We start from the raw sequence: 16,626 nt of genomic DNA on the forward strand, positions 1-16,626 counted from the left end.
GGCAGGTGGCGCGGGAATGGGCCGGATTGTCTTGGAGGCGGCGCGGCGTGAATGGGCGCTCGATTTGACGTTTAGTGGGGTGCTTAGTCCGGCGCTCAAGCGGGCGCTTGCTCGCCGCCCAGGGCTTCGAGCAGTTGCGGGATGAGTTGCGACAGCTCGCCGGTGGTCAGCGCCACGTCGGTGTCGAAGTGGTCGTCGCCGCTGCCCTGGCCTTCAAGGACGGCATCGCTCAGGGCCAGTTTTTTGATCTGCAGGGTATCGGTGAGCACGAACTGGCAGCGATCGCCCCAGCCCAGCGACAAGCGGGTGGGGCGCTTGCCGGCCTGCAGATGGCCCTGGATTTCCTCGATCTCCAGCGCGTGGCGGGCGTAGCGCACGCTGGCGCGGGTTTCGTCCGTGGCCTTGAGCTCGCACTCATCGCCCAGGCTGAAGGCGCCGGGCGCGGCCTGCTCCTGCAGCCAGGCGGCCATGGCCGAGGCCGGGGCCTCTTGCGTTTGCAGCATGCGCGGCACAAAGCCCGGCCATTGCTCGACCAGCGCGGTGAGGATGGCATCGGCGCGCTGCGGGCTGGCAGCGTCGATGACCAGCAGCTGCTGGCGCGGGTCGATCCAGACCCAGTGCCCGTGGGTTTTGGTGAAGGCCAGCGGCAGCAGGCTCAGGCGCGCCTCGTCCTTGAGGTCGCGGCGCTCTTTCTTGCCGGGGCGGCGCCCGGTCTGGGCCTCGATGGCGGCGGCCTTTTGCTCGACCTGGGCATCGACGACCGAGGCGGGCAGGATTTTGCTTTCGGTGACGTGGCGCATGATCCAGTGTCCGCCAATGGATTCGATCATGGGCGCGTGCTCCTGGCCGCGCGGGGGCAGCCAGCCGCTCGATTGCTCCTGCGTGGCGCTGCAGGGGCTGAAGCGCTGCGCCTGCAAGGCCTGGGTGGCGGCGCCCAGCTCGGGCTCCCAGCCCTGGGCGATGCGGTAGATCAACAGGTTTTTGAACATGATTGGCAAGAGAAGGCAAGGGGCAGGCGCTGGCCCAGGGCCTGCGCCCGGCAGGGTCAGCGCGCGGGGGCGGGCGGCTGCGCGGCGGGGCTGAAGGCGTCAACGCGGTCGGTGATGATGCCGTCCGTGCCCATGGCTTGCAGGGCCTGGGCCTGGGCCACGTCGTTGACGGTGTAGCTCAGCGCGCGCAGGCCCAGGCAGTGGGCAGAGGCCAGGCGCTGGCGATCCCACAGCGTGTGCTGGCAGACCAAGGCGGCGCAGCCCAGCGCCTGGGCGGCGGACAAGGCTTCTTCCTGCCATTGCGCCAGCAGCAGGGCGCGCATTTGCTGTGCGTTGACCTGCTGCGCAGCGCGCAGCGCCGCTGGCTGGAAGGAGGACAGCAGCGGCGGGGGCAGATCGGCCGGCCAGAGCGTTTGCACCAGCCGCGCCACGGCCGCGCCGGTGGCCTCTTCGGTGCCGGGGATGGGCTTGATCTCGATGTTCAGCGCGAAGTGGTTGGCGATGCACCAGCGCATCAGCGCCGCCAGCGTGGGCAGGGGCTCGCCCGCCCAGCGCCGCCCGTGCCAGCTGCCGGCGTCGAGCTGGGCCAGCTGCGCCCAACTCCAGTGCACGGCGTCGCCCTGGGCGTTGGTGGTGCGATCGAGTTGGGCGTCGTGCATGAGGTAGAGCACGCCATCGGCGCTGAGCTTGGCATCGCATTCGAACATGCGATAGCCGTACGAGGCGCCGTGGCGAAAGGCCGCCAGGGTGTTCTCGGGCGCCAGCAGGCCGGCGCCGCGGTGGGCGATCCAGAACGGGTAGGGCCAAGCGCTGGGCGCGGCGGTGGTGGCGGAAGGCATGGGTCAAGCAGGGAGTGGGGCATGCGCGGCGCGCCGCGGCATGCCGGCCAGCCGGGGCTGGGCGGGGTTATTGCGGCTTGGCTGGCTCGGGCGCGCTCATGTCGGGCGCATGGCCGGAATCGTCGGCATTGCCGCCATCGTCATCGCTATGGCTGTTGCCGTGGTCATCGTGATCGTCATCGTCCTTTTCCGGCGCGAGCTTGGGCACGGCCAGTTGCAGCATGTTGACGCTGCGCGGCACGTCCTCGCCGCTTTGGCGCGAGCGAAACAGCGCGGCGCGCATCAGGAAGATGGTGGTCACCGGCGCGGTGATGGCAATGAACAGGCCCAGCAGCAGCACGTTCAGCGCCGGGCGGCCGCTTTGTACGGAAAAGTAGGTGATGGTGGCCAGCATCAGGCACCAGATGCCGGCGGTGGTGATCAGCGCCGGGGCGTGTACGCGGGCGAAGAAGGTGGGCAGGCGCAGCACGCCCGAAGCGCCCAGCAGGCCCACCAGGCCGCCGCACAGCGCGAAGAAGGCCACGAGGATTTCCGCCCACAGCGGCAGGTTGAAGGTGGCGGCCTCGCTCATTCGATGACCTCGCCGCGCAGCAGGAACTTGGCCATGGCCGTGGTGCTGACAAAGCCCAGCAGCGCAATCAGCAGCGCGGCCTCGAAGTAGGCGCTGCTGTCGTAGTAGATGGACAGCGTGAGCATGACGTACATGCCCAGCATGTACAGGCAGTCCAGCGCCAGGATGCGGTCCTGGGCGCTGGGGCCGATCAGCAGGCGCACCGTCACCATCAGCATGGACAGCGCGAGCATGGTCAGGGTGATGGGCAGGGCCCAGGCCAGCACGGATCCGTTCATTCGAAAATCTCCATCAGGGGGCGCTCGTAGCGCTGTTTGACGGTCTGGATGACTGTTTGCTCGTCGATGCGGCCATCGAACACGTGCAGCAGCAGCGTGCTGCGGTCCATGGACAGCTCGGCCCAGGCATTGCCGGGGGTGATGGTGACGATGGCCGCCAGCACCGCCAGGCCGTTGGGGTTGCGCATCTCCAGCGGGATGCGGATGAAGATCGAGGTGTCCTGCCGCGTCAGGCTGGGCTGCAGCAGGATGCGAATGACCAGCCAGTTCGAGTGCCAGGCATCGACCATGACGTTCAGGCACAGCCGCAGCACGGTCAGCGGGTGGCGCATGCGCTTGGAGCGCGGCCGCAGGTTGGCGCTGAAGACCGGGATGAGCAGCCCCAGCGCCAGCGCCAGCAGCGCGTTGCCCAGGGTGTAGCTTTGCGTCATCACCAGCCACAGCGCCATCAGCAGCAGCGACAGCAGGGGCGAGGGAAACAGCAGTTGCAACAGTCTGGCGATCATGGCTTGGCCTCCAGCCCCGAAGTGCCGCTGGGCGCCGGCTCGCCAGGCGCGGCCGCTGCGCTGGCGGCGGCCTCATCGGCACTGGCCCCGGCAGAGCCTGCGGCGCTGCCAGTGGCTTGCGTGGGATAGGGCTTGACCTGGGTTTGCAGCACCGATTGGATGTAGTCGTCGGGCGCGTACAGCGCATTGGCGGTGGTTTGCATGTAGCGCATCACGTCGTCGGCCTGCACCGTCATGGTCACGCAGCAGCCCAGCAGCAGCGCCAGCGGAATGCCCTCGCCGATCTTGACCAGCGGCGGATTGCGGTCGTGCGAGGCCCAGAAGTGGCGGATGCCCGCGCGCGAGAGGGCGATCAGCGCCAGCAGGCCCGAGCCGATCAGCAGCGCCAGCAGCAGCCAGCCGTCCCTGCCCAGCTGCTGGCCGGAGGAACCGCCCATGCCCAGCGGATTGAGCAGCGCCGTGAGCATGGTGAACTTGCCGATGAAGCCCGACAGCGGCGGCAGCCCGGCAATCAGCAGGGTGCAGGCCATGAAGCCCAGGCCCAGCAGCGCCACGGCCGCAGGCATGGGCCGGCCCACCAGGGCCTGCTCGCGCTCGTCCAGGTTCAGCGATTGCAGCCGGCCCTGCAGATCGGCGGTGAGAAAGGGCGCCTCGTCCTCGGCCTCGTAGGGGGCGTAGTCCGCGCCGTCGTTGCGCCAGCGGTCCATCAAATCGGCCAGCAGGAAGCAGGCGCTGATGGCCAGCGTGGAGCTGACCAGGTAGTACAGCAGCCCGGCCGTCAGCAGGTTCTGGCCAAAGCCCATGGCCGCCAGCAGCGTGCCCGAGGAGACGATGGCGCTGTAGCCGGCCAGGTTGCCCAGCTTCTGCGAGCTGAGCACGCCGATCGAGCCCACGGCGATGGTGGCCATGCCGGCGTAGGTCAGCCACTGGCCGCCGTACTGGGCCGAGGGGCCGGCGTCGTAGCCCAGCAGCAGCGTCCACAGCCGCAGCACCATGTAGATGCCGACCTTGGTCATGATGGCAAACAGCGCGCCGGCCGGGGCGGTGGCGGCGCTGTAGGCGCGCGTGAGCCAGAAGTTCATCGGCCAGACGGCGGCCTTGATCAGCAGGGCCACGCCCAGCACGCCGACGGCCGCGTGCAGCAGCGAGCGGTCCTCGTCGGCCACGTAGGGGATGATGCTGGCCATGTGCGCCAGGTTCAGCGTGCCGGTGATGCCGTAGAGCATGGAGATGCCGATCAGCAGCAGCGAGGAGGCCAGCAGGTTGATGGCGATGTAATGCAGCCCGGCCTGCACGCGAAAACGCCCCGAGCCGTGCAGCAGCAGCCCGTAGGAGGCGGCCAGCAGGATCTCGATGAACACGAACAGGTTGAACAGATCGCCCGTGAGGAACAGCCCATTGAGGCCCATGAGCTGCAGCTGAAACAGCGCATGGAAATGCACGCCGGCGCGGTGCCAGCGCGCCGAGGCGTAGATGGCCGAGGCCAGCGCCAGCAGCGCCGTGAGCGTGAGCATCAGCGCGGCCAGCCGATCCAGCACCAGCGTGATGCCGAACTGCGCCGGCCAGTTGCTCGTCAGGTACACGCCCATGGTTGCGGCCGAGCTTTGCTGGTGGCTCCACTGCAGCAGGAACACGGCCACGCCCAGCAGGCTCAGGCAGGACATCAGGCTGAGCGTGAGCTTGATGCGCTGGCGCTCCTCGCCCAGCAGCAAAATCAGCGCCGCCACCCCCATGGGCAGCAGCACGGGCGCCAGGATGAGGTGGGGCATCAGGGAGTGCAGCCAGTCTTTCATGAGGCTTCGTTCTTCTCGGCCGAGAGGCGGCCGTCCACGTGGTCGGTGCCGGTCATGCCGCGCAGTGCCAGCAGCACCACCAGAAACAGCGCCGTGGTGGCAAAGCCGATGACGATGGCCGTCAGCACCAGGGCCTGCGGCAGCGGGTCGGCGTAGTGCAGCAAATCCTGGGGCACGCCCGGGCGCAGCACCGGCTCCTTGTCGATGGCCAGCCCCAGGCGGCTCATCGAGAAGATGAACAGGTTGACGGCATAGCCCAGCAGCGCCAGGCCGATGATGACCTGGAAGGTGCGCGGGCGCAGCAGCAGCCAGACGCCGGCGCCGGTGAGCACCCCGATGGCGATGGACAGGACGATTTCCATGCGTGGCCTTTTTCTCAGCGGTTGTGCGGGTTCTGGGGATCGACGTTAAAGCGCGCCACGGCCTCATAGGCGGCCTTGGCGCGCATGTAGTTGACGCGGGCGGCCTCGCGCGCCTCGGCCTCCTCTTCGAGCTTGCGCGCGTGGTAGCGGTGGCCGCGCGTGGATTGGTGCGCCAGCGCGGTGAGGATCAGCAGCGTGGCGCCCACCACCACGGCAAACACGCCCAGGTCGAAGAACATGGCGCTGGCAATGTGGATCTCGCCCAGGTAGGGCAGCTGCAGGTGCGCCGTGTGCGTGGTCATGAAGGGGTAGTCCCAATAGAACGCGCCGGCGCCGGTGGCAATGGCGCAGGCCAGGCCGAAGGCGATCCAGCGGCGCGGGTACAGCGTCAGATTGGCCTCGACCCACTGCGTGCCCGAGACGATGTACTGCAGCAGCAGCCCCAGCGAGAACACCAGCCCGGCCACGAAGCCGCCGCCGGGCTCGTTGTGCCCGCGCATGAAGAAGTACACCGACACCAAGGTGGTGATGGGCAGCAGCAGCCGCACCAGCACGGCCGGCACGGTCAGGTAGCCGATGGCCGTGTCCTTGGCCTGGCGCGGGTTGAACAAGTCGGTGATCAAGTCGCCGGGCAGCACGCGCTGCTGCATGGGCAGGTCCATGGTCTCGCGCGCTGGGCGAAAGCGCCGCAGCAGCGCATACACCGTCAGCGCCACGATGGCCAGCACGACGATCTCGCCAAAAGTGTCGAAGGCGCGGAAGTCCACCAGCATCACGTTCACCACGTTGGTGCCGCCGCCCTCGGTGTAGGCGCGCTCCAGGTAGAAGGTCGAGGCGCTGTCGTCAAACGGGCGGCTGAGCATGGCGTAGGTCAGCAGCGCGATGCCGCAGCCGGCAATCAGCGCAATCACCAAGTCGCGCGCGCGCCGCGCCTGGGCCACGCTCTGGTCAATGGCCCAGCTGGCCGGGCGGATGGATTTGTCGCGCTGGGGCAGCCAGCGCAGCCCCAGCAGCAGCAAGATGGTGGTGGCGATTTCCACCGTCAGCTGCGTCAGCCCCAGGTCCGGCGCGGAGAACCACAGAAAGCTCAGCACCACGCACAGCCCGGTGGCGCCGAGCATCACCATCGAGGCCAGGCGGTGGAACTTGGCCTGCCAGGCCGCAGCGATGGCGCAGACAGCGCCCACGAACCACAGCGCGCCAAAGCCCGGCGAGATCGGCTGCACGGCGCGCTCGCCAATGGTCAGCCCGCCATGCCACAGCGGCAGGCCCACGGCCAGGAAGGTCACCATGACGACCCAGAACATCTGCCACTGCAGGCGGTTGGTGGTCAGGCGCAGGCGCAGCGAGCGGCTGGTGCGCGTGAGCGAGGCCAGCGCGTACTCGAAAATGCGCTGGCCCGTCAGCGTCCAGGTGAAGGCGTAATCGACCAGATAGCCCTTGCCGCGCACGTAGCGCGCCACGAAGAAAAACAGGCCCGTGCCCACCACCAGCGCGATCACGCTCATGATCAGCGGCTTGTTGATGCCGTGCCAGATGGCCAGGCTGTACTCGGGCAGCTGGCCGCCGACCACGGGCGTGGCCGCCGCGGCCAGGAAGCTGCCCACCGTCAGGTTCGGCAGCACGCCCACGGCGCAGCAAATCACCACCAGCAGGCCCACGGGCACGTTCATCCACACAGGCGGGTCGTGCGGCTTCTTGGGCAGGTCCTCGGCCTTGGGGCCGAAGAACACGTCGTAGGCAAAGTGCAGCGAATAAATGGCGCTGAAGATGCCGAAGGTCACCGCCAGCACCGGCAGGCTGGCCTGGATGTAGGCGGGCGCGTGCACCAGCACCGTCTCGGCAAAGAACATCTCCTTGGAGAGAAAGCCGTTGAAGAACGGCACGCCGGCCATGGCCGCCGTGGCCACCAGCGCCAGCACCGTGGTCACCGGCATGAGCTTGCGCAGGCCCGAGAGGCGCCGGATGTCGCGCGTGCCCGCCTCATGATCGACGATGCCCACCACCATGAACAGCGAGGCCTTGAAGGTGGCGTGGTTCATGATGTGAAAGACTGCGGCCACGGCCGCCAGCTCGCGGTTGAGGCCAAACAGCAGCGTGATCAGGCCCAGGTGCGAGATCGTCGAATAGGCCAGCAGGCCCTTGAGATCGTTCTGGAACATGGCCATGAAGGCCGCAAACAGCAGCGTCGTGGCGCCGACGATGCTCACAATCCAGAACCACTCCTGCGTGCCGCTGAGCACCGGCCAGAAGCGCCCGAGCAAAAACACCCCGGCCTTGACCATGGTGGCCGAGTGCAAATAGGCCGACACCGGCGTGGGCGCGGCCATGGCATTGGGCAGCCAGAAGTGGAACGGGAACTGCGCGCTCTTGGTGAACACCCCCAGCAGCACCAGCACCAGCACCGTGGTGTAGGCGCTGTGGTTGCGGATCTGCGAGCCGGCGGCCAGCACATTGTCCAGGTCGTAGCTGCCGACGATGTGCCCCAGCAGCAGCGCGCCGGCAAACAGGCACAGCCCGCCCGCGCCGGTGACCGTCAAGGCCATGCGCGCGCCGCGGCGCGCATCCTTGCGGTGGTGCCAGTAGCCGATCAGCAGGAAGGAAAAGATGCTGGTCAGCTCCCAGAAGAAGGCCAGCTGGATGATGTTGCCCGCCAGCACCACGCCGGCCATCGAGCCCATGAAGGCCTGCAGGAAGGAGAAAAAGCGCGGCACCGGATCCTGCGGCGACATGTAATAGCGCGCATACAGCACCACCAGCGCGCCAATGCCATACACCAGCATGGCAAACATCCAGGCAAAACCGTCCATGCGCATGGACAGGTTCAGGCCATAGCTGGCCAGCCAGAGAAAGTCCTGCTCGTACAGCTCGCCCCGGGCGATGCCCGGAAAGTACAAGGCCAGCTGCACGGCGCAAAACAGCGCGATCAGGCCGGCCATCGTGGACTCGATATTGCGCGCGTTGGAAGGCAGCGCGCTGGCAATCAGGCTGCCAATGAACGGCAAGAGAACAATGGTACTGAGTGCGACGGGCTCCATGATGGGGCCGGATTCTACGGGCTTGCGCTTTGGCGGACTTTCAAAAGCGCTTCAAACCCCCATTGCAGTGGCCCCATCGCGCCAGGCAAGGGCTGCGTGAGCCTGGCCGCTGTTGGGCCGCAGGGTTTTGCAGACTTTCTCACCGCTGCAAAGCGCAAAAACGCGGCCAATGGCACAGGCCATTGGCCGCGTTTTTGCAGCGCCGCAGGCCGCCCGATTCAAGTGGGCGAGTGCGGTGCGAGGATTTTGAGGGTGGCTGCTCAGGGGCGGGCCAGGCGCCAGTTGCCCTCGAGCAGGCCCTCGCCCAGCCTGTCGCCGGGCTGCTTGTCCTTGGCGAAGTAATACAGCGGCATGCCCTTGTAGGCCCATTGCTTGCTGCCGTCGGCGCGCACGATGATGCTGTAGTCGCCCAGCGGCTTGGCCTTGCTGTCCACGCCCAGCGGCGGCCAGTTGACGGCGCACTGGTCATTGCACACCGAGGTGCCGCTGTGCGCCTTGTCCTTGGCGAAGGTGTAGAGCGTCATGCCCTTGGGGCCGATGAGCACGCCGTCGGTGGCCTGGGTCGGGCTGACGGGCACGTTGGCAATCTCCTGCTGCGGCTCGGCCGGCTTGCGGGCGCTGCCGCAGGCAGTCAGGGCGGCTGCCAGGGCAGTCAGGGCAATCAATTGAATGGGTTTCATGGCAAGAGCCTCCTGGGCTGATTAAAAGGAACGGGCAGTGTAAATGATGCCTTAGAGCGTGTTCTGCTCGCACGTTGACAAATCCAAGACCTGGCCGCTGACTGGCATCGCCATCCCGCAGGCCGCGCTCGTCATGCCCGCGCAGGCGGGCATCCAGCGCCACCCTTGCGCACGAGCGGGGGATGGGCCAACGGCAGCGCCGCCCGCCCGCGTCGCGACTGGACACCCGCCTTCGCGGGTGTGACGAAGAACAAGCGGCACTTGCAGGAAATGCCTTCATCAGAATCGAAACCGCTCTAGGCGCAGTTTCTCAACTCGTTCTACCCCGCAAAGTCCAGCCGGGTCGCTGGTGGCAAGTGCCCTGTGGCAGCGTGAGGCCGATGGAAGTTGTCATGATGCATCCAGGGCGCCAGCTCACCGGCACGATGCCAAGGCGGCGCTGCGCCAGATGGGCTTGCAGGGCAGCATCCGCAACGGCGGCAAAGGCCTGGAGATTGGCTGAGTGCGCGCTCAGCCCTTGGCCGGTGCGGCGGCAGGGCGGTGGATGGCGCAGAGCTTGTGGCCGTCGGGGTCGCGCACGTAGGCCAGGTACAGCGGGCCCATGGGGGTGTCGCGCAGGCCGGGCGGGTCTTCGACCGATTGGCCGCCATGGGCCACAGCGGCGTCGTGGAAGGCCTGCACCTGCTCGGGCGATTGGCATTTGAAGCCGATGGTGCCGCCGTTGGCGGCTGTGGCGGGCTGGCCGTTGAGCGGCTCGGTCAAGGCGAAGGTGCTGCCATCGTGGCGGTAGAACAAGCGCCATTGGCCACTGGCTGCCTGGTTGCGCGTGGCCGCAGCCGCGCCAAGCACGCCCAGCACGGCGTCGTAAAAGCGCTGCGAGCGATCGATGTCGTTGGAGCCGAGCATGATGTGGTTGAGCATGGATGTCCTTTCAGGATGGGGGTGGACAGGGCGAGGACGTGGCGCGGCGCTATCACTGCATCACAGCACTTCGATGGCGATGTGCAGGCCGAATTTGTCCCAGGCGGCGGCTTCTTCCTGCAGCAGGTAGAAAGAGCGCGGGTATTGCTGCGCCCAGGCTTGCGGCAGACTCAGGCGCAGTGCGCCGCTTTTGCGCAGCGTCCATTGCAGTGCGTCCAGCTGCGGGCGCTGGCGGGCGTGGCACAGCAGGGCGGCCAGGCGCAGGCACAGCAGCTGGCGGGTGAAGACGGGCTGGTCGCTGATGTCCTGGGCGACTTTCTTGAGCTTGCCGCGGTGCCCGACGATGAGCCGCGCCAGGCGTTCGCGCTCGGAGGGCAGAAAGCCCGGGCAATCGCCGTGGCGCAGGATGTAGGCGCCGTGGTGGTGAAAACGCTCGTAGGCGATGCTGATGCCGATCTCGTGCAGCTGCGCGGCCCATTGCAGCACCTGCAGCTCGTCCTCGCTCCAGTGGCCAGGGTCCAGCGCGGCCCAGATGTGTGCGGCCGCTTCGGCCACGCGCTGGCCTTGCTCGCGGTCGTAGCCGAAGCGTTGCAGCAGGCTGGCCACGGAGTTGTGGCGGATGTCGCGCTGCTTGGCGTCGTGGTCGTCGCGCTGGATCAGATCCAGCAGCGCGCCCTGGCGCAGGGCGCCGTCGGAGGTTTGCATGCGCTCGATGCCCAGCATCTGCATCAGCGCCAGCAGCACGGAGACGCCGCCGCCGATGACGGGCTTGCGGTCTTCGCGCAGGCCCTCGAAACACAGCCGGTCCACGTGCTGGGCTTCGATCAGCCGGGCCTTGAGCTGCTCTACTTGGCTGCGGGTGATGGTCTGTGGCGCGCCGCCGAGCTGGTGCAGGATTTGCGCCACTGCGCCCATGGTGCCCGATGCGCCATAGACGCATTCGCGCGGGTAGCGGGCAAAGCGCGCCAGGTGCTCCTCGATGATGGCGCTGGCGGCCACCTCGGCCTTGGCGAAGGCCTTGGCGCCAAGGCGCCCGTCGCCAAAGAAACGCTGCGACCAGGAGACGCTGCCGAAGGGGAAGGAGACGGTCTCCAGCGGCGTCTGGCCGATGCCGGCGATCAGCTCGGTGGAGCGCCCGCCGATGTCGATCACCAGGCGCTGCTCCCGCACGTTGCGCGGCAGCAAATACGTCACGCCCTGGTAGATCAGGCGCGCTTCCTCTTGGCCGGAGATGACTTCGATCGGGTGGCCCAGCAGCTGCTGGCCGCGTTCGAGAAATTGCGCGCGGTTGCGCGCCTCGCGCAGGGTTTGCGTGGCCAGCGCGCGCACCTGGCTGGGGGCGAAGTCGCGCAGCCGCTCGCCAAAGCGCGCCAGGCATTGCCAGCCGCGCTGCATGGCCGCTTCGTCCAGGCAGCTGTCGGCATCAAGCCCGGCGCCCTGGCGCACGGTTTCCTTCAGATAGTCCACGCGCTGCAGGTGGCCGTTGTGCAGGATGCTGATTTCCAGCCGGAAGCTGTTGGAGCCCAGGTCCACAGCGGCCAGGCGTTCACCGTCTTTCATGTCGTTTCGATGGGGCGTTGCAACAGCGCGCGATTGTAGGCAAGGGCCCGCGCCTGCGTCGGGAGCTAGAGCGGTTTCGATTCTGATGAAGACAGCTCCTGCAAGCGCCGCTGGTTCTCGTCACACCCGCGAAGGCAGGTGTCCAGCCGCGACGCTGACGGGGTGGCGCTGCCGTTTTCCGATCCTCTCGTACGCAAGGGGGGCGCTGGATGCCCGCCTTCGCGGGCATGACGAAAGCGAGCTACCTGCAAGATTGCGATGCCAGTCAGCGGCCAGGTCTTGGATTTGCCAACGTTCGAGAAGAACGCGCTCTTGGCGTTCACATGGACTCTTGCAGCAGCTGCCGGTAGTCCTGCGCGCTGGCTTCGATGGGGTTGGTGGCGTGGCAGTGGTCGCGCAGCGCGCGCTCGATGATCAGGTCGAAGTCGGCCTGCCTGACGCCCATGGCGGCCAGCCCGCTGGGCATGCCCAGCTCCTGATTGCGTGCCTGCACGGCCTGGGCCAGTTGCGCTGCGGCCTGCGCGGCGCTGGCCTGCTCGGGCAGGGCCAGGCCCATGGCCTGGGCCATGCGCTGCATGCGCCGCTCCTGCTGCACGCTGGGGGCCTGGGCGTTGAAACGCAGCACCGCCGGCAGGAAGATGGCGTTGAGCGTGCCGTGGTGCAGTTGCGGATTGATGCCGCCCAGGCTGTGGCTGAGCGAGTGCACGCAGCCCAGGCCTTTCTGAAAGGCCATGGCGCCTTGCATGCTGGCGGCCATGAGATTCAGGCGCGCCTGGCGATCCTGGCCGTGCTGCGTGGCCTGGGCGATGTGGGCCCAGCCGCGCGCCAGGCCATCGAGCGCGATGCCGTCGGCCGGCGGGTTGAAGGCGGCGGCCATGAAGGTTTCCATGCAGTGGGCGATGGCGTCCATGCCGGTGGCGGCGGTCAGCCCAGGGGGCAGGCCCAGCGTCAGCTCCGGGTCGCAGATGGCCGCGCGCGGCACCAGGTGCCAGGAGTGAAAGCCGAGCTTGCGGCCATCGTCAACGATGAGGATGGCGCCGCGCGCCACCTCGCTGCCGGTGCCGCTGGTGGTGGGGATGGCGATCAGCGGCGCGACGGCCTCGCTGATGCGCGGCGAGCCGCCTTCGATGGTGGCGTAGCGCGTCAGCGGGCCCTCGTGCGTGGCGGCGATGGCCACGCCCTTGGCGCAGTCGATGGCCGAGCCGCCGCCCACGGCAATCAGGCCGTCGCAGCGCTGCTGGCGGTAGCGCTGCGCGGCCGCGCGCACGGCCGCCTCGGTGGGGTTGGGCGGCGTGGCGTCGAACACGGCGCAGTCCATGCCCTTGAGCTGGGCCAGCACGCGATCGACGATGCCCGCGGCCTTGACGCCGGCATCGCTGACCAGCAGCGGGCGGGTGATGCCGATGCGCTGGCATTCGCCAGCCAGCAGGGCGATGGCGCCAAAGTCGAACTGGACTTGCGTGACGTAATTGATGAAGGCCATGTGGGTGTCTCCTGATGCTTGTTGTTGCGGGCCGCGCAGAGGTCTTGAACAGGCTCTTAGACGATCAGCTCCTGAATCTGCCGCGCGCTGGCCTCGCAGGTCTGGATGTGGCCGGCCAGCCACTGTGGGTTGTAGTAGGTGGGCAGGTAGCGCTCGCCCGCATCGCACAGCAGCGAGAGGATGGAGCCCTGCTCGCCCTGGGCCTGCATGTGCTGGGCCAGGCGCAGCATGGCCACGAAGTTGGTGCCGGTGGACGGGCCCACGCGCCGCCCCAGCAGTTGCGACAGTGCGTGCATGGCGGCAATGGATTGCGCATCGCTGACCACTTCCATGCGGTCCACCAGCGTGCGCACGAAGCTGGGCTCCACGCGCGGGCGGCCAATGCCCTCGATGCGCGAGCCCGGCGCGCTCAGGCCGGCATCGCCGCAGCGGTGGTAATCGGCAAAGACCGAGCCTTCCGGGTCGGCCACGCACAGCTCAGTGGCGTAGCGCTGGTAGCGCACGTAGCGGCCAATGGTGGCGCTGGTGCCGCCGGTGCCCGCGCCCACGACGATCCAGCGCGGGATGGGGTGGCGCTCGCGCTGCATCTGCGTGAACATGCTTTGCGCGATGTTGTTGTTGCCGCGCCAGTCGGTGGCGCGCTCGGCGTAGGTGAACTGGTCCATGTAGTGGCCGCCGGTCTCGGCGGCGATCTGCCGCGCCGCGTCATACACCTGGCCGGCTTGCTGCACGAAATGGCAGCGCCCGCCGTAGAACTCGATCAGGGCGATCTTCTCGGGCGAGGTGCTGCGCGGCATCACGGCCACAAAGGGCAGGCCCAGCAGGCGCGCGAAATACGCTTCGCTGACGGCGGTGGAGCCGCTGGAGGCCTCGACGATGGTCGATTGCGGGCCGATCCAGCCATTGCACAGCGCATACAGAAACAGCGAGCGCGCCAGCCGGTGCTTGAGGCTGCCGGTGGGGTGGGTGGATTCGTCCTTGAGGTACAGATCAATGCCGACCTGGGCAAAGCGCGGCAGCGGCAGCGGGATCAGGTGCGTGTCGGCGCTGCGCTGGTAATCGGCCTCGATGCGGTCGATGGCTTGGTGCAGCCAGGCGCTGTGGCCGGCCGCCGTGGGGGAGGGGGGCGATGTGTGTTGTGGCATGGGGGCCGATTCTATTGACGGCGCCCGGCTTGCGCGGCCATGCAAAGCGCGGCCACAGGTCACTCATGGCGCGCGAAAGCCTGCAGGGCCTGTAAAGTCACTGAAAAACACGGGAATTCTGAAATGCAACTCGCTTTGCATAAAAATGCTTGGGTCACGTCGGTCGCCGTATTTCTCCGATCATGATTAAAGCCCTGAAGGGTTATTTAGCTGACTTTCTCGATTGGTTTTTTTGAATGAGTTTTTGTTATGTTTTTGAGCAACGTATGTAAAGTTGTGCGGCGCAAAGCTATTCCCTATGTGAATATCGTCCGCTTTGGTGTAGTTGATGGTTTTTTATGCGGGTCGGAGATCACTGATGAGTTGTATGTGGATGGGATGTGTTTTATTGCAAGAAAGTATGTCAAGTCGCTGAAGTTTGACTGCTTTTCAATCAAAATGATGCGCGCTTTCTTTGGCTCTCTTGGCGATGATTTTTCTAATGATTTGATGGGTTGTAAAAGAGAGTTTGGTGTCATCGACAATTTGTATGACTATCTTATTGATAGAGGTGCTATTGTGGGGATTCATCTGGAGCGGGAGTCTGTGTATTCTTTTTATGCTGGCATTGTTGTTGGTTGCAGCTCTAAGTGGATTGAGATGAAGGGGATTGATCCTTTGGGTAATTTTTATGATGGCTTGATTGATATAAAAAAGAGTCGTGTGACGAAAGTGGAATATCAAACCAGATATCTCAGGGCGCTGGGTCTCGTTGCATCTGGCTATGCTGAAAGTCCATCCCAGGCCAAAAATATTGGTGGCTGATAAGAAGGGCGAATAAATAAGATTCTGTAATGGGGCTGAATAGATGGGATTTTCTCGCATCGGTACTTTGATATGCCTGTTATTGACGCGCGCCAGGCCCTGGCTTGCCAGGGCCTGCGCTGGGGTGCTGCGCACTTGTGATGACAGGCGATGCAATCAGGCCTGCGCGCTCACTTTGTCGCTGGCTTTGTTGCTGGCTTTGTCGTTGGAGGGCGCGGGGTTTGCGCTGGCCTTGCTCTGGCCGATCAGGCTGTACCAGTCGATGTGGCGTGTGCCCAGCATCAGCGCGGCCAGTGCGACGAACAGCAGCACGCTGCCCATCAGCAGGGCGTTGTCCTCGGAGCGCAGGATGCCGTAGAGGATGCCGTACAGCGCGGTGATGCCGGCGCCAAAGGCCAGGCCGTGCAGGCGATTGCGCAGCACTGCGCCCAGGTACAGCGTGATCAGGCTCACGCAGGCCAGCGCGGCGATGCCGTAGGAAATCCAGAACGGCAGGTGTTCGGACAGCGCCACCAGCAGCAGGAAGAAGATCGACAGCGCCAGCCCCACCAGCAGGTACTGCAGCGGGTGGATGGCGATGCGCCGCGTGGTCTCGATCAGGAAGAAGGCGGCGAAGGTCAGCACGATGAACAGCAGCCCGTATTTGACGGCGCGCTCGGCCTGCACGTAGATGTTGACCGGGTCGATGAAGCTCACGCCCAGCACTTCGGCCTGCGCTGCGCTGTCATGGCCATAGCGGCCCGATGTGCTGGCGACGGCCTTGCCGGCCTTGAGGGTTTGCTCGAAGTCGCGCGCCAGGTGCGAGATTTGCCAGCTGGCGCTGTAGCCGTCGCTGCGCACTTCGCGCGTGTTGGGCAGAAAGCGCCCCTGGAAGCTCGGGTGCGGCCAGCTCGATTGCAGGTGCACGTTGGTCAGCTCGGCCGTGGGGGCGATGGACAGGTGCTGCGAGCCCATGAGCTGCAGCGCCAGCGTGAAGGGCAGGCTGTGCGGCTGGCTCAGGTCCAGCTCGCCCAGATTGGCGTGGATGGCCGGGGTGGCCAGCACCTCGCGGCTGCCGACCTGGAAGGGCAGCTCGCGCCCGTCGATGTGCAGCAGCGGGTTGTTGGTGATGCCGCGCTGGTCGCTCACGCCCAGCACCAGATAGGCCTGGGCCGAGAGGGTGCGGCCCTGCGGTTGCTGGCCCAGCCAGGCCGGCAGCGTGAACTGGCCGCTGAGCTTCCAGCTCGACTGGAACAGGTTGGCGTGGTAGATGCCGCGCTGGCGGGTTTGCACATCGGCCTGGCCTTGCCAGTCCAGCTGCTGCGCGGGCAGCAAGTGGCGCTGCTGCCGCTGGCGCAGCTGGGTGCTGGTCTGGCCGGTCTGGGCATCGTGCACCTGTTCCTCGAATTCTTCCTGGTATTCGATCAGCAGCACCGGGCCGATCAGGGTTTGCGCGCCAGCGGCCGATTGGGCGATGTCGTTTTGCACCTTGCGGTGCAGGCGTTGGCGATCCTGCACCTGGCCATAGATCATCATCAGTGCCATTTGCAGCACGATGACCAGGGCGCCGATGATGAATATCTTGGTTGCGAGCCGGTATTGCATGAGAGGGCCTTTCTTGTTGATGAGCACAGTGGCCGCAAGTGTGCTCAGCGCTTGAGAAATCCAGGTGAAGCGA

Annotated in this window: 15 protein-coding genes; 1 reads left to right on the forward strand and 14 read right to left on the reverse strand. The window is 66.3% G+C overall.

The annotated features are described in order from the left end of the window. Positions 1-95: 95 nt before the first annotated feature. The 13 genes from CK625_RS01075 to CK625_RS01140 form a co-directional block, all read right to left on the reverse strand. Positions 96-989: a recombination-associated protein RdgC gene (locus CK625_RS01075; RefSeq protein ID WP_095538415.1), complete on the reverse strand. Its 894-nt coding sequence runs from the start codon at positions 987-989 to the stop codon at positions 96-98. A gap of 56 nt (positions 990-1,045) precedes the next feature. Continuing rightward, positions 1,046-1,828 (reverse strand): glycerophosphodiester phosphodiesterase, encoded by a 783-nt coding sequence (gene ugpQ, locus CK625_RS01080; RefSeq protein ID WP_095538416.1) that lies wholly within the window; start codon positions 1,826-1,828, stop codon positions 1,046-1,048. 67 nt (positions 1,829-1,895) lie between these two features. Next, on the reverse strand, positions 1,896-2,399 hold the full coding sequence (locus tag CK625_RS01085) for a monovalent cation/H(+) antiporter subunit G (protein ID WP_095538417.1): 504 nt from the start codon (positions 2,397-2,399) through the stop codon (positions 1,896-1,898). Further along, positions 2,396-2,677, reverse strand: a complete 282-nt coding sequence (locus tag CK625_RS01090) for a K+/H+ antiporter subunit F (RefSeq protein WP_095538418.1) — start codon at positions 2,675-2,677, stop codon at positions 2,396-2,398. Before CK625_RS01090 ends, CK625_RS01085 begins: the two co-directional genes overlap by 4 nt. Further along, positions 2,674-3,183: a Na+/H+ antiporter subunit E gene (locus tag CK625_RS01095; protein WP_238945442.1), complete on the reverse strand. Its 510-nt coding sequence runs from the start codon at positions 3,181-3,183 to the stop codon at positions 2,674-2,676. Before CK625_RS01095 ends, CK625_RS01090 begins: the two co-directional genes overlap by 4 nt. Continuing rightward, positions 3,180-4,976 (reverse strand): monovalent cation/H+ antiporter subunit D, encoded by a 1,797-nt coding sequence (locus CK625_RS01100; RefSeq protein ID WP_095538419.1) that lies wholly within the window; start codon positions 4,974-4,976, stop codon positions 3,180-3,182. The genes CK625_RS01095 and CK625_RS01100 overlap by 4 nt, the downstream gene beginning before the upstream one ends. Continuing rightward, positions 4,973-5,338: a Na+/H+ antiporter subunit C gene (locus CK625_RS01105; RefSeq protein ID WP_095538420.1), complete on the reverse strand. Its 366-nt coding sequence runs from the start codon at positions 5,336-5,338 to the stop codon at positions 4,973-4,975. Before CK625_RS01105 ends, CK625_RS01100 begins: the two co-directional genes overlap by 4 nt. 14 nt (positions 5,339-5,352) lie before the next feature. Next, positions 5,353-8,376 (reverse strand): monovalent cation/H+ antiporter subunit A, encoded by a 3,024-nt coding sequence (locus CK625_RS01110; RefSeq protein ID WP_095538421.1) that lies wholly within the window; start codon positions 8,374-8,376, stop codon positions 5,353-5,355. Positions 8,377-8,636: 260 nt separating this feature from the next. Then, positions 8,637-9,056: a COG4315 family predicted lipoprotein gene (locus CK625_RS01115; protein ID WP_172424885.1), complete on the reverse strand. Its 420-nt coding sequence runs from the start codon at positions 9,054-9,056 to the stop codon at positions 8,637-8,639. A gap of 510 nt (positions 9,057-9,566) precedes the next feature. Further along, positions 9,567-9,977: a VOC family protein gene (locus CK625_RS01125; RefSeq protein WP_095538422.1), complete on the reverse strand. Its 411-nt coding sequence runs from the start codon at positions 9,975-9,977 to the stop codon at positions 9,567-9,569. Between the two features lie 60 nt (positions 9,978-10,037). Continuing rightward, positions 10,038-11,537, reverse strand: a complete 1,500-nt coding sequence (locus CK625_RS01130) for a Ppx/GppA phosphatase family protein (RefSeq protein WP_095538423.1) — start codon at positions 11,535-11,537, stop codon at positions 10,038-10,040. A gap of 319 nt (positions 11,538-11,856) precedes the next feature. After that, the gene (locus tag CK625_RS01135; protein WP_095538424.1) at positions 11,857-13,020 is read right to left on the reverse strand and encodes an iron-containing alcohol dehydrogenase; all 1,164 of its coding nucleotides are present in this window, start codon (positions 13,018-13,020) and stop codon (positions 11,857-11,859) included. Between the two features lie 56 nt (positions 13,021-13,076). Beyond that, a complete protein-coding gene (locus tag CK625_RS01140; protein ID WP_095538425.1) occupies positions 13,077-14,165 on the reverse strand; it encodes a PLP-dependent cysteine synthase family protein in 1,089 nt (362 codons plus the stop codon). A gap of 249 nt (positions 14,166-14,414) precedes the next feature. Here CK625_RS01140 and CK625_RS13490 point away from each other — a divergent pair, with 249 nt between their 5' ends. After that, entirely contained in the window at positions 14,415-14,969 is a 555-nt protein-coding gene (locus tag CK625_RS13490; RefSeq protein ID WP_143326132.1) for a hypothetical protein, read from the forward strand. Between the two features lie 156 nt (positions 14,970-15,125). On the opposite strand, the gene creD is transcribed toward CK625_RS13490, so the two are convergent. Beyond that, the gene (gene creD / locus CK625_RS01145; RefSeq protein ID WP_095539013.1) at positions 15,126-16,553 is read right to left on the reverse strand and encodes a cell envelope integrity protein CreD; all 1,428 of its coding nucleotides are present in this window, start codon (positions 16,551-16,553) and stop codon (positions 15,126-15,128) included. Positions 16,554-16,626: the final 73 nt, after the last annotated feature.

The sequence above is a fragment of the Vandammella animalimorsus genome (assembly GCF_002285265.1).
In the GTDB taxonomy this organism is placed as follows: domain Bacteria; phylum Pseudomonadota; class Gammaproteobacteria; order Burkholderiales; family Burkholderiaceae_C; genus Lampropedia.

What these genes read in the sequence shown, in the direction of transcription:
- CK625_RS01140 (WP_095538425.1), bottom strand. Translation starts at nt 14,165, where the DNA reads ATGCCACAACACACATCGCCCCCCTCCCCCACGGCGGCCGGCCACAGC.
- CK625_RS01105 (WP_095538420.1), bottom strand. Translation starts at nt 5,338, where the DNA reads ATGGAAATCGTCCTGTCCATCGCCATCGGGGTGCTCACCGGCGCCGGC.
- CK625_RS01100 (WP_095538419.1), bottom strand. Translation starts at nt 4,976, where the DNA reads ATGAAAGACTGGCTGCACTCCCTGATGCCCCACCTCATCCTGGCGCCC.
- CK625_RS01115 (WP_172424885.1), bottom strand. Translation starts at nt 9,056, where the DNA reads ATGAAACCCATTCAATTGATTGCCCTGACTGCCCTGGCAGCCGCCCTG.
- CK625_RS01125 (WP_095538422.1), bottom strand. Translation starts at nt 9,977, where the DNA reads ATGCTCAACCACATCATGCTCGGCTCCAACGACATCGATCGCTCGCAG.
- CK625_RS01095 (WP_238945442.1), bottom strand. Translation starts at nt 3,183, where the DNA reads ATGATCGCCAGACTGTTGCAACTGCTGTTTCCCTCGCCCCTGCTGTCG.
- CK625_RS01075 (WP_095538415.1), bottom strand. Translation starts at nt 989, where the DNA reads ATGTTCAAAAACCTGTTGATCTACCGCATCGCCCAGGGCTGGGAGCCC.
- creD (WP_095539013.1), bottom strand. Translation starts at nt 16,553, where the DNA reads ATGCAATACCGGCTCGCAACCAAGATATTCATCATCGGCGCCCTGGTC.
- CK625_RS01135 (WP_095538424.1), bottom strand. Translation starts at nt 13,020, where the DNA reads ATGGCCTTCATCAATTACGTCACGCAAGTCCAGTTCGACTTTGGCGCC.
- CK625_RS13490 (WP_143326132.1), top strand. Translation starts at nt 14,415, where the DNA reads ATGTTTTTGAGCAACGTATGTAAAGTTGTGCGGCGCAAAGCTATTCCC.
- CK625_RS01130 (WP_095538423.1), bottom strand. Translation starts at nt 11,537, where the DNA reads ATGAAAGACGGTGAACGCCTGGCCGCTGTGGACCTGGGCTCCAACAGC.
- CK625_RS01110 (WP_095538421.1), bottom strand. Translation starts at nt 8,376, where the DNA reads ATGGAGCCCGTCGCACTCAGTACCATTGTTCTCTTGCCGTTCATTGGC.
- ugpQ (WP_095538416.1), bottom strand. Translation starts at nt 1,828, where the DNA reads ATGCCTTCCGCCACCACCGCCGCGCCCAGCGCTTGGCCCTACCCGTTC.
- CK625_RS01085 (WP_095538417.1), bottom strand. Translation starts at nt 2,399, where the DNA reads ATGAGCGAGGCCGCCACCTTCAACCTGCCGCTGTGGGCGGAAATCCTC.
- CK625_RS01090 (WP_095538418.1), bottom strand. Translation starts at nt 2,677, where the DNA reads ATGAACGGATCCGTGCTGGCCTGGGCCCTGCCCATCACCCTGACCATG.